The sequence below is a fragment of the Aromatoleum buckelii genome (assembly GCF_012910785.2).
In the GTDB taxonomy this organism is placed as follows: Bacteria; Pseudomonadota; Gammaproteobacteria; order Burkholderiales; family Rhodocyclaceae; genus Aromatoleum; species Aromatoleum buckelii.
In genome coordinates, this window is the sequence record NZ_WTVH02000010.1 from 318,899 (window position 1) to 329,869 (window position 10,971).

A 10,971-nucleotide genomic window follows, 5' to 3' on the forward strand; every position below is an offset into this window, starting at 1 on the left:
CCCGATGAAAGCGCTTTGCTGGCATGGCAAGAAGGACGTCCGCTACGACACCGTTCCCGATCCGCGCATCGAGGATCCGCGCGATGCGATCGTCAAGGTGACGAGCTGCGCGATCTGCGGTTCGGATCTTCATCTTTACGACGGTTTCATGATGGGCATGGAGTCCGGCGACATCCTCGGCCACGAGTTCATGGGCGAAGTCGTCGAGGTCGGGGCGGCGGACCATCGCCTCAAGGTCGGCGACCGCGTCGTCGTGCCATTCACGATCTGTTGCGGCGAATGCGAACAATGTTGCCGCGGCAACTTTTCCGTCTGCGAACGCAGCAACCGCAACAAGGCGCTCGCCGACAAGACGTTCGGCCATGCGACCGCGGGGCTTTTCGGCTACACGCACCTGACCGGCGGTTATGCCGGCGGTCAGGCCGAGTACGTGCGCGTGCCGTACGCCGACGTCGCGCCGGTGACGATCACGAGCGGTCTTTCCGACGACCAGGTGCTGTTCCTCGGCGATATCCTGCCGACCGGCTGGCAGGCGGCGGTGCAGTGCGACATCCAGCCGACCGACACGGTCGCGATCTGGGGCGCGGGGCCGGTGGGGCAGTTCGCGATCCGCAGCGCCGTGCTGCTTGGCGCGAAGCAGGTCATCGCGATCGACCGCGTCCCCGAACGCCTCGGCATGGCGCAGGCCGGGGGGGCGACGACGATCAACTGCGAGGACGAGAGCGTCGTCGAGCGGCTCAACGAGCTGACGGGCGGCAAGGGGCCGGAGAAGTGCATCGACGCGGTCGGCATGGAAGCCCACGCGACGCAGTCGCTCGACTCGCTGTACGACCGCGCGAAGCAGGCGATCATGCTCGAAACCGACCGGCCGCATGTGCTGCGCGAGATGATCTACGTGTGCCGCCCGGCCGGCACGCTGTCGGTACCGGGCGTGTATGGCGGGCTGATCGACAAGCTGCCGTTCGGCGCACTGATGAACAAGGGGCTGACGCTGCGCACCGGCCAGACCCACGTCAACCGCTGGACAGCCGATCTGCTGCGCCGCATCGAGGAAGGGCAGATCGACCCGACTTTCGTCGTCACGCACGTTGCCGCGCTCAAGGACGGGCCGGAAATGTACAAGACGTTTCGCGACAAGAAAGACGGCTGCATCAAGGTCGTCCTGAAGCCCTGAGGAGATGAGCGATGAGTGCGACTGCCTTCACGAGGACCACGACCCGTCACCGCCGCACCCGCGCCGCCGCCCGCGGCCTCGGCTGGTTCAGCATCGGGCTCGGCGTCGCCCAGGTGCTGATGCCGCGCGTTGTTGCCGGCGTGGCCGGGCTGCGCGGCAGCGAGCGCTTCGTCCGCGCGTGCGGCGTGCGCGAGATCGTCACCGGCATCGGCATCCTTGCCGCGCGCCGGCCGGGACCGTGGATGTGGGTGCGCGTGGCCGGCGACGCGTTCGATTTCGCGGCGCTCGGCAGCGCGCACAATGTCCGCCGGCCCGCCTCGCGGGCGCTGCTTGGCGCCGTGGCGGCAGTTGCCGCGCTCGACGCGGGCTGCGCGAATGCCCTGGACCGCATCGAACGGCGGGGGCGACCCCCGGTGCGCGACTATCACGACCGGCGCGGCTTGCCGCTGCCGCCGGTGGCGATGCGCGGCGCGGCCCGCAAGGACTTCGAGATGCCACCCGACATGGCCACGCCCGCGCTGCTCGCGCCGTGGCCACCAGTGGCGCTGCGTCCGTAAAAGCACGATGTGAACGACGAAGGCCGCGGCTTTTGGAAGTTCGCGGCCTTCGGGAATGTACGGTGACGCTCGACAAACGTCACCGCGACCGGTCAGGCGTGATGATGACCACGGTCGAACACTTTCTTGAGGAGGTACGCACCTGCTACCGCCGCCCCGGTCGTCATTACCAGCGTGCCGGTGTGCATCGTGCGCACGCCGTTCATCGCGATTTCGCCTGCATGCGGCGCAGACAGTTCAAGCCGGCGCTTCATCATTTCCGCGCCGAGTTCCGTGAGCCGGTTGCCGAGCAGGCGTTCCGCCTTAGGCAGCATGATCGTCTCTTCCTCGGCTGCATGATGCAGAACGTCCCGCATCAGGCTCATGAAAGTCTCGTCGTATTGCGGGTCGGTCGGCTCCATGCCGCGCAGCTGCGCGATCAGACGCCGCATTTCCTCATGCTCGCCGACGGACTTGTCGACCGTTGCGCTTTCGGCCATCGCCTGCCGCATCGCCGGATAAAAGATTTCTTCCTCGAGCTGGGCGTGGATCTCGAGCGACAGACACGCGCTGTGCACGAGCGCTTTCTTGGTCTGCGGCGAGGTGTCGGTCTCGTACTGATGGAAGATGGACAGCACGTGCGAGTGGTCGGTACGGATCATGTGCGTCGCACTCGGGGAGAGTTTGCGCATCAGCGAGTTCATGGACTGGCCTCCGTCAAAAGTTAGGGCTGCAGTGGAGGATAGCAAGCGCCGTTCCCGCGCCGGGGCAGGGCGTTGCAGCGATGAATGGCGACACGGCGGCGTGCGAGCGGGAGCTGGATGCGAGCGCAGTCGCTCCACGTCATGGCGGCGGAGCGTCGCGGGGTAAGTCTTACAGGGGTGTGTAGATATCGGTACGAACGTGGCATGGGTTGGGCTGCGGTACCGCGTTCCGCGTTATGCCCTCACCGCACGGTGATCGTGATCTTCCTCGAATACACCGGCGGGTTATGCGGAAGGTGCTTGTCGTCGCCCATCAGCAACTGCAGCGTGTGCCTGCCCGGAGGCAGTTCCACGGTCGTTTCCGTTTCCCCCGCACCGAAATGCAGGTGGTTGCGGTCGGAAGGAATTTCCTGGTCCGGCGACGGCAGATCGGTGTCGATCAGCAGGTGATGGTGGCCGGTGTTCGGAAAGCTTACGTCCTTCGGCGCGACGCCCATGTTGCGCAGCCCGAACCAGACTTTGAACGGCCGTCCGGCAGGCAGGACTTGGCCGTCGTTGGGCCAGCCGATGTAAAGATAGGCATTGGCCGGCGCAGCGGTGGTGCCGGCGACGGCGCCTTCGGCGAGCAGCAGGAACGCGGCGGCGATGAACAGCTTGTGCATGGGCTTGTGCATGGATCGGCTCCCGGTCTTGACGGAAGATCAAATTGGAACCCGGGCGTCACCCGGTCAGCGCACCGTGATCGATATCTTCTTCGAATGCACAGGGGGATCGTGCGGCTCGTGGTTGTGATCGCCCATCAGCAGCTGCAGCGTGTGCTTGCCGGGCGGAAGCTCGATGCGCGCCTCGGTTTCGCCGGCGCCGAAATGCACGTGATTCCGGTCCAGCGGAATCTGCCCGTCGGTCGCGAGTTCGGTATCGATGAGCAGATGATGATGGCCCACGTTGGGCAGTTCGACGCCTTTCGGGCACACGCCCATGTTGCGCAGCCCCATGCGCACCCACAGCTTGCCGCCACTGATGACGGCGCCGTCCGGCGGCCAGATGATGTAGGCCTCGGCATCTTTCGGCGATGGTGTCCCCGCTGCGGACGCGGGCGCGATTGCCATGACGATCGCTGCTATCGAGCCAAGAATGATTTCCCTGGACATGTCGGGCATCCTCCCCAGGAAACACGCGGGGTAAACGTCGGATAAACGCTGGAGCGAACGCTTGCCGGATCCGCTGCGAGCCGGCCGGATCGCCACCTAAGATTAGGACGGAAGTTGGCTGAAAGATACATATAATGAATCGGGACATAGCCGTTTCCCGGCCTCGCTCGGGACCGGGAATCCGGTGGGTCGTGACCGGAAACATGTCCTGCTCCGCGCGGTGCGGTCCCGTGCGAAGCGTACTGAATCCAGCTCCGGAGCTGCGCTGCGGGCTGCATCTCCACTACGGGACAAGCGGGGTCTGCACGTGTGGCGAGAACTTCTCATCGTCGGGGTGTTCGGGGCGTTCGCGGCCGGATTTGTCCAGGCCACGACGAGCGCCGGTAGCGGCGTCGGGACGGCGCAGCGGAGCACACTTGCGGCGCCCATCCAGCTTGCCGGAATCCTCCCCAAGGACAGCGCGGAGCAGTACGAGCTGACGTTCTGGGACTCGATCAAGGACAGCGAACATGCGAGCGACTACGAGGCGTACCTGAAAGCGTACCCGAACGGACGTTTCGCACCGCTCGCCCGCGCGCGCATCGAACGGCTGCGCGCGGCTGCGCCAAAAGTCGAGACGCCACCCGCCCCGCGCGCGACACCGCCTGCGCCGGAGCGTCCGCGGCCCGCGCCCGCTGCGCCCGCCGCGCCGGAACGGCCGCGCGCAGCCCCTGCCCCCACTCCTGCTCCCGCACCGTCGGCGCCGGAAAAACCTCCGGCCGCAGCGGCACCTGTTGCCGAGATCAAGGATTGCCCCGCTTGCCCGGTGATGGTCGGGCTGCCCGGCGGCGAGTTCGTCATGGGAAGCAACACTGACGATCCATCGGAAAGACCGGCGCATCGTGTCTCGATCGCGCGGCCGTTCGCGATCGGCAAGTACGAGGTCACGAACGAGCAATGGGACGCCTGCGTCGCAGCCGGTGCGTGTCCGCACCTGACGAGGGAAGAGGGCGCGGCGAAGAACGCTCCGGTGCGCGACCTGCACTGGGACGATGCCCGAGCTTATGCGAAGTGGTTGAGCGGGGCCACCGGCAAGAGCTACCGGCTGCCGACCGAGGCGGAGTGGGAATACGCGCTCCGCGGCGGCACGACGACGCGATACTGGTGGGGCAACCAGATGGTCGGCGGCAACGCGAACTGCAAGGGCTGCGGCGATCCGTGGCGCGAAGGCGGCCCGGCGAATGCCGGCTCGTTCCGCGCCAACCCGTACGGCCTGCACGACATGAACGGAAGCGTCTGGGAATGGGTCAGCGACTGCTGGCACAACTCCTACAAAGGAGCGCCGGCCGACGGGCGTTCGTGGGACGAACCCGATTGCCGGGTGCGCGTGATACGCGGCGGCTCCTGGCGGGAAGGGGCGGACTACATGCTCTCGTCGACCCGCTTCAAGTACGGTGCCAGCGTGCGGCACTCGCAGAACGGGTTCCGCGTCGCGCGCGACGTCGAGTAGCGATCCTCGAGAGGTCGGCCCGGTCCGGCGCGTCGCCGCTTTCAGGAGTCAGGGCTCACGGGCGCGAGTCGTGATCTGGACGAAATCCGCCGTGATCTTGTCCTGGCCATGCTTCGCGGCGATGTCGCGCAGGCTTTTGTCGACAGCGCGCAGATAATCCGATCGCGATTCCGATTCCGGGCGCAGCTCGTCGAAAAGCGGCACCGGCGTGACCAGCAGCACGATCAGCTCGGTACCGAAAGGCTTCGAAATCGTCCATCCTGCCACCGTGCCGATCGTCGCGCTGTAACGCGGCGGCGCCCGGTTGGCTCTCGCCCGCCGACTCGGCACGAGATGGACAACAGTCCCGTCGAGGACGTAATAATCGACGTGGACGTACGATTCGTATGCCGGAGTCGTCACGTCGATGATCAGCGAATCGCCCTCGGTCAGCGCCGACAAATGCAGCGTGATCGAAACCTTGGCGCCTCCGGGGGGGCAACGACAGCGGCGGAGGGAACCTCGCCCTGTGCGACTTCCGCGGGTTTCCGATCCTGGAGAAACGCGATCGCGACGAGCGCCGCGGCCACCGCCGCTGCAATCCCCGCGGCGACCGGCAGCCCGATGCGCCGCTGAGGTTTCATCCCGGCGAGGAACTGCGCGACGCTCGGAGTGCGGGTTTCGCGGTCGAACGACAGCGCGGTGCGCAACGTGCGCCACGCTCTGGCCGGCAGATGTTTCGGCCGCGGCGGACGCAGTCCGGCGTTGCGCGCCTGGGTTGCCGGCAGTTGCCCGAACGGATGCGCGCCGGTCAGCAGCTCGTAGGTGATGCAGGCGAGCGCATAGATGTCGTCGCGCGGGTCCGGTTCGCGGTGTTCGAGGATCTCCGGGCTCGCGTACGCCGGAGTCAGGCCGCCGAGGCTGCCGGCGTCGAAGACCGTCGCTTCGGCTTCCTCCTCCGAGCGGCGGAAGACCCGCGCGATGCCGAAGTCGATGACTTTGACCGGACCCTTGTCGGTGAGGAAAACGTTCGCCGGCTTGAAGTCGCAGTGAACGAAGCCGTGCTCGTGCGCGTAGGCGAGCGCGTTGGCCATGCCGGTGATGATCGGCAGCGCCTGTGCGTACGGCATGCCGCGGAAACCTTGCGCGCGCAGCACGCGGCTCAGCGGCTTGCCGGACAGGTACTCCATCGTCAGGTACACCATCGACCCGTCCCGGTCGAAGTCGTACACCGCGACGATGTTCGGATGGGCGAGCGCCTGGGCTTTGCGTGCCTCGCGTTGCAGCGCGATCAGCGATTTCGGATGGCCGCGGAACTGCACGTTCAGGACTTTGATCGCGATATACGGGTTCCGGTCCGACGCTTCGAGCTTGCGCAGGTCGAGTGCCTTATACACCGTGCCCATGCCGCCGAAGCCCAGGCATTCCTCGAGCAGGAAGCGGCCGTTGACCGTGTCTCCGACGCCCTTGATGCGGTCCGGGTCGGATGGCGCCGTTCCGGCGGCGGGGAAGTGAACGCCGGGAGTGCCGGGAGCGGGGGTGCCGGCAGGAATCTGCATGCGCGTCTGATCATCGTTCGCGTCCCCGTGCCCGGTGTCCGTGAGGTGCTCGATGCGCCGATGCACTTCGGCGTACACGTCAGGCGGCAGCGGCAGCTTCGTGTGCTCTTCGCTCAGGACCTCGAGGAGCTTCGCCTGGTCGGGCTCGTTCGTCGCCAGGACGCGATCGACCTGCGCGAAAAACTCGTGGGGAGACAGACCGCCGCTGCGGAAAGCGTGAATCGCGTGCGAAAGACTAGCCATCTGCTTCCCCTCGGTCGGCCAGGAGTCTTCCGGGCTCACGTTCGCGCTCGCTCGGGATTACGAGGATGACGCGGGCGATGGTGCGAGTTGATGGATGGGCGCGCATCGGAGCGTGTCGAACAGGGGGAACGATCCCCGCGTCACGCTGCACGGATTCGTCCATCGAAGCCTCCTTAAAAAATATAGCCCATCCGCGCCCGGTTGGCGGCGGCCCGAGTGCGATCGAGAAGCGCTACGGTCGCAGCACGCGGCCTTTCGAACCAAGTGTTTGAAGGCGGCAAACAGAACCGCCGAAAAGTGTTCGATGAAACCCGCTGGCACTCGGCGCGGGATGCGGTGAATACCCGCTGAGGAATTTTCTTTTCCGCCAAATAAACTATTTTTCAATGATTTGGAGAGTTTTGCCGCGCGCTGCCGATGAAATGGCACGCTCCCTGCTACAGCACTGCCGAACCTGCGAAAAACGTTCGCTCGCAGTCCGCACTGCAACAGGAACTCCGGGAGACCCTCCATGAAAACCTTGACGTTCAACGATCCGGCGGCGACCGAGGACGCGCGTTTTGACAACAGAGCGGGCGCGCCGGGAGAGGTGCTTTCGCGGCCCAGTCTGGGCGGAACCGGCATTTTTCTCCCGAGTCAAAGTTAAGCGATCGTCCGGCGCACGCGGGAGGGTGGGAATGCGAAACACAGTGGCCGTTCCCGAGTCACCGGGCCCCGTGACCGCGTATCTCGAAGTCACCACAACGGGCGAAGTGTTCCCGCTTCACGACGAAGTGGTGATCGGCCGGGATCCGCAGGATTCGCTGGCGGAAGGGCATTTCTTCTGCATCCCCGAGCACACCATCAGCCGTCGGCATGCGCGTGTGTGCCTGAGCGGCGGCGAGTATTTCATCGAGGACCTGCACTCGTTCAATGGCACGTTCGTGCTCGGCAAACGCTTGCGGCCTGGCGTCTGGCATCCGCTGCACGACGGCGACGAGCTGTCGATCTCGTCGACGCCGCTCGCGTTCCATTCGCTGCTCGTGCCGGCTCGCGACAGCGCGCCGGCCGTGATCCGGCAGACGGTCGACGCGACCCAGTATGCCCGGCCGCTCGAAGGGCCGCTGCAGACCGAGGATGGCGACGCGCAGGTGATGATTCGCAAGCTCCACGCGATGGCGCAGGTCGGCATCGCGCTCGGCGCCGTCACGAATTCCGCGACGCTGACCGAGAAGATCATGAACCTGATCTTCGAGCTGTTTCCGCGCGCCGAGCGCGCGTTCATCCTGTTGCGCAAGAACGAAGGCGAAGCGCCGGTGCCGGTCGCGGCGCGCTGGCGCGACGGCACTGTCGAGGACCCGGAGCAGCTGAGGATTTCTCGCACCATCGTCGACGAGGTGCTAAACAGGAAACTGTCGATTCTCTCCGTGGACACGCTGGCGGATCGCCACTTCGGCTGCCAGGAATCGATCGTTGCACAGGACATCCGGAGCGTCATGTGCGTCCCGCTGCTGCTCGAGGGCGAGGTGCTCGGACTGATCCAGCTCGATACGTCTTCGGATCCGTACGCGTTCAATGGCCAGGATCTCGAAATGCTCACCGGCGTGTGCGCGGAGATGGCGGTCGCGCTGAAGAACTTCCAGCTGTACTCGGATATCGAGCGCCTGCTCGAAGGCTTCGTCTGTGCGTCGGTCCAAGCGATCGAGGAGCGCGATCCGGCGACCGCCGGGCACTCGTTCCGCGTCGCGCACTACGCCGAGAACCTCGCCCGGGCGGTCGACCGCACTGACGAACCCGAACTGCGCGGCATCGCGTTCTCCGAGGACCAGCTGCGCGAAATCCGTTACGCCGCGCTGTTGCATGACTTCGGCAAAGTGGGCGTGCGCGAGCATGTGCTGCGCAAGGAGAAGAAGCTCCACCACGCCGAGATGCGCCTGCTCGAACAGCGCTTCAAATACGCGTGTGCATGCCTCGAGCGGCAGGCCTACCGGAAACTGGCCGAGCTGCACTGCGAGCGCGAACTGGGCATCACCGCGTTCCGCGAAGAAAAGCGCCGCCTCGAGCAGGGACTGCGCGAAGAGGTCGCGCGCCTCGACGAGTTCCTCGCCGCGATCCGCCGCGCCAACGAGCCGGCGATTTCGTACACCGAGCGCTCGCACGAGCTTGACCGCATTCTCGGCTGCACGGTCGAGGAAGCGGACGGCGTTTCCGTACCGTTGCTGAGCGACAGCGAGTTCGCCGCGCTCAGCGTGTCGAAAGGCTGCCTGACGGCCGAAGAGCGCAAGCAGATCGAGTCGCACGTCGCCGATTCGTATTCGTTCCTGATCCTGATCCCGTGGACGCGCGACCTCGGCGGCGTGCCGGCGATCGCCCACGCCCATCACGAAAAGCTCGACGGCTCCGGCTACCCGATGGGCCTGCGCGGCGCGCAGATCAGCATCCAGACGCGCATTCTGACGATCTCGGATATTTACGACGCACTGACCGCCGGAGATCGTCCGTACAAGAAGGCGATGTCGCTCGAGCATGCGCTCGACCTGCTGGATGCCGAATGCCGCGCCGGACGGCTCGATGCGCGGCTCTTCAGGGTGTTCGTCGAATCGAAGGCGTGGGCCGCGGCCTGAGCCGCGGAGCGCGAATTTTTCCCGCGGAAGGTGGAGACGCAATGGATTTCCCAATGTCGATGTCAAGGCCGGGCGGGCGGACGCTGCCGCTGCTGCGGGCGCTGCTGGCCGGCGCGCTGGCGTTGCTGCTCGTGAGCTGCGCGGGCGTGAAAGTGTCCGAATACCAGCGCCCCGACACGCCCGGCAAGGCGGCGTGGTCGCGTCCCGCAGTGTCGGCGGCCGACACGATCGCGCCTAACTGGTGGCGGGAGTTCCGCGATCCGACGCTCGACGAGCTCGTCAACCGCGCGATCGCCGGCAACTTCGACGTCAAGATCCTCGCCGCGCGCATCCAGGTCGCCCAGGCGCAGATCGGCGAAGCGCGCGCCGGCGCGCTGCCGACGCTCGATGTCGGCGCCGGCGCGAGTTTCGAGAAAAGCACCGGGCAGAACTTCCGCAAGCAGTTCAACCTCGGCACCCAGGTCAACTGGGACATCGACATCTGGGGCAAGGTCGAAAAAGGTGTCCAGGCGCAGACCGCCGAATTCCACGCCACCGAAGCGGACTGGCGGGCGGGATATCTGACGCTCGTCTCGGACGTCGCGACGACGTATTTCCAGATCCTCCAGCTCGACGAGCAGATCGACCGCCAGCAGCGCGCGCTCGACCGCAGCCGGCAGATTCTCGCGACGTTCGAGGCGATGCTCGGGCAAGGCCTTGTGCCCCGCACGCAGGTGCTGCGCCAGCGCGCCGAGAACAACGCGCTGACCCGCGACCTGCTCGAACTGCAGCGCGCCCGCGGCCTCGCCGGCAACGCGCTGGCGACGTTGCTCGGCGTGCCGGCCGGCGAATTCACCGTGCCTCCCGGAAAGCTGCAGGAGCGCGTCGAGCTGCCGGCGGTGCCGGCCGGGCTGCCTTCCGAGCTGCTGAACCGCCGCCCCGATATCGTCGCCGCCGAGTTCCGCCTGCTCGAAGCCTACGACCTCGTCGGGCAGGCGCGGCTCGCGCAGCTGCCGTCGATCAGCCTGACCGGCCGCGGCGGCACGTCGAGCTTCGCGCTCGGCGACCTGCTGAAGTCCTTCACGTTCGGCTTTCTGCCGAGCATCAACATCCCGGCGTTCGACCCGAGCATCAAGGCGCGCCTCAAGACGACCGAAGCCCAGACCAAAGTCTTCGAGCACGAGTACCAGCGCACTGTGATCGCCGCGTTCGAGGAAGTCGAGAACGCGCTGACGAACCTCGACGCCCACCGCCAGCAGCGCACCGAGCTGCAGCAGCAGATCGAGCAGCTGCAGATCGTCGCGGCACAGGTCGAGGCGCAGCTCCGCGAAGGGCTCGTATCCCAGCTCGAAGTGTTCGAGACCGAGCGCTCGCTGCTGGCCGCGCAGCTCGCGCTGCTCGCGAACCACCAGCAGATTCTGGCCGACACGGTGACGCTCTACAAAGCGCTCGGCGGCGGCTGGCCGACCATCGAAGTCGCGAATGTCCGGCGCTGAGCATGCAGATGAGGAAGTGCCTATGGGAAAACGGGAAAGATCGGCTCAGCCACGCGAA

At 66.1% G+C, this 10,971-nt stretch carries 11 protein-coding genes; 6 read left to right on the forward strand and 5 right to left on the reverse strand.

Annotated elements, in window-relative coordinates; translation table 11 throughout:
* Positions 1 to 4: 4 nt before the first annotated feature.
* Positions 5 to 1,174 (forward strand): zinc-dependent alcohol dehydrogenase, encoded by a 1,170-nt coding sequence (locus tag GO608_RS12165; protein WP_169199356.1) that lies wholly within the window; start codon positions 5 to 7, stop codon positions 1,172 to 1,174.
* An 11-nt stretch (positions 1,175 to 1,185) separates the two neighbouring features.
* Complete coding sequence (locus GO608_RS12170; RefSeq protein WP_169199355.1) at positions 1,186 to 1,731, forward strand: hypothetical protein; 546 nt, start codon at positions 1,186 to 1,188, stop codon at positions 1,729 to 1,731.
* A 92-nt stretch (positions 1,732 to 1,823) separates the two neighbouring features.
* Here GO608_RS12170 and GO608_RS12175 read toward each other — a convergent pair whose 3' ends face one another.
* From GO608_RS12175 to GO608_RS12185, 3 genes are all read right to left on the reverse strand, one after another.
* Complete coding sequence (locus GO608_RS12175; protein WP_169199354.1) at positions 1,824 to 2,414, reverse strand: hemerythrin domain-containing protein; 591 nt, start codon at positions 2,412 to 2,414, stop codon at positions 1,824 to 1,826.
* Positions 2,415 to 2,656: 242 nt separating this feature from the next.
* Positions 2,657 to 3,088 carry a DUF4399 domain-containing protein gene (locus GO608_RS12180; RefSeq protein ID WP_211159472.1) on the reverse strand — a complete coding sequence of 144 codons (432 nt, stop codon included), beginning with the start codon at positions 3,086 to 3,088 and terminating at the stop codon, positions 2,657 to 2,659.
* A gap of 54 nt (positions 3,089 to 3,142) precedes the next feature.
* Positions 3,143 to 3,565 carry a DUF4399 domain-containing protein gene (locus tag GO608_RS12185; protein WP_169199353.1) on the reverse strand — a complete coding sequence of 141 codons (423 nt, stop codon included), beginning with the start codon at positions 3,563 to 3,565 and terminating at the stop codon, positions 3,143 to 3,145.
* Between the two features lie 307 nt (positions 3,566 to 3,872).
* Here GO608_RS12185 and GO608_RS12190 point away from each other — a divergent pair, with 307 nt between their 5' ends.
* Complete coding sequence (locus GO608_RS12190; RefSeq protein WP_169199352.1) at positions 3,873 to 5,054, forward strand: formylglycine-generating enzyme family protein; 1,182 nt, start codon at positions 3,873 to 3,875, stop codon at positions 5,052 to 5,054.
* Between the two features lie 48 nt (positions 5,055 to 5,102).
* On the opposite strand, the gene GO608_RS12195 is transcribed toward GO608_RS12190, so the two are convergent.
* Positions 5,103 to 5,495: a DUF4384 domain-containing protein gene (locus GO608_RS12195; protein ID WP_247003095.1), complete on the reverse strand. Its 393-nt coding sequence runs from the start codon at positions 5,493 to 5,495 to the stop codon at positions 5,103 to 5,105.
* A complete protein-coding gene (locus GO608_RS12200; RefSeq protein ID WP_247003097.1) occupies positions 5,483 to 6,835 on the reverse strand; it encodes a serine/threonine-protein kinase in 1,353 nt (450 codons plus the stop codon). Before GO608_RS12200 ends, GO608_RS12195 begins: the two co-directional genes overlap by 13 nt.
* Positions 6,836 to 7,346: 511 nt before the next feature.
* Here GO608_RS12200 and GO608_RS19520 point away from each other — a divergent pair.
* Genes GO608_RS19520 through GO608_RS12210 form a run of 3 tightly spaced genes read left to right on the forward strand, consistent with a single transcriptional unit; the run spans position 7,347 to position 10,913 of the window.
* Complete coding sequence (locus tag GO608_RS19520; protein ID WP_281505728.1) at positions 7,347 to 7,481, forward strand: hypothetical protein; 135 nt, start codon at positions 7,347 to 7,349, stop codon at positions 7,479 to 7,481.
* A 31-nt stretch (positions 7,482 to 7,512) separates the two neighbouring features.
* Positions 7,513 to 9,438, forward strand: coding sequence for an HD domain-containing phosphohydrolase (locus GO608_RS12205; RefSeq protein ID WP_247003099.1), 1,926 nt, complete (start codon positions 7,513 to 7,515; stop codon positions 9,436 to 9,438).
* A 53-nt stretch (positions 9,439 to 9,491) separates the two neighbouring features.
* A complete protein-coding gene (locus GO608_RS12210; protein WP_247003101.1) occupies positions 9,492 to 10,913 on the forward strand; it encodes an efflux transporter outer membrane subunit in 1,422 nt (473 codons plus the stop codon).
* Positions 10,914 to 10,971 lie beyond the last annotated feature (58 nt).

What these genes read in the sequence shown, in the direction of transcription:
- GO608_RS12200 (WP_247003097.1), bottom strand. Translation starts at nt 6,835, where the DNA reads ATGGCTAGTCTTTCGCACGCGATTCACGCTTTCCGCAGCGGCGGTCTG.
- GO608_RS12180 (WP_211159472.1), bottom strand. Translation starts at nt 3,088, where the DNA reads ATGCACAAGCCCATGCACAAGCTGTTCATCGCCGCCGCGTTCCTGCTG.
- GO608_RS12185 (WP_169199353.1), bottom strand. Translation starts at nt 3,565, where the DNA reads ATGTCCAGGGAAATCATTCTTGGCTCGATAGCAGCGATCGTCATGGCA.
- GO608_RS12165 (WP_169199356.1), top strand. Translation starts at nt 5, where the DNA reads ATGAAAGCGCTTTGCTGGCATGGCAAGAAGGACGTCCGCTACGACACC.
- GO608_RS19520 (WP_281505728.1), top strand. Translation starts at nt 7,347, where the DNA reads ATGAAAACCTTGACGTTCAACGATCCGGCGGCGACCGAGGACGCGCGT.
- GO608_RS12170 (WP_169199355.1), top strand. Translation starts at nt 1,186, where the DNA reads ATGAGTGCGACTGCCTTCACGAGGACCACGACCCGTCACCGCCGCACC.
- GO608_RS12175 (WP_169199354.1), bottom strand. Translation starts at nt 2,414, where the DNA reads ATGAACTCGCTGATGCGCAAACTCTCCCCGAGTGCGACGCACATGATC.
- GO608_RS12205 (WP_247003099.1), top strand. Translation starts at nt 7,513, where the DNA reads ATGCGAAACACAGTGGCCGTTCCCGAGTCACCGGGCCCCGTGACCGCG.
- GO608_RS12210 (WP_247003101.1), top strand. Translation starts at nt 9,492, where the DNA reads ATGTCGATGTCAAGGCCGGGCGGGCGGACGCTGCCGCTGCTGCGGGCG.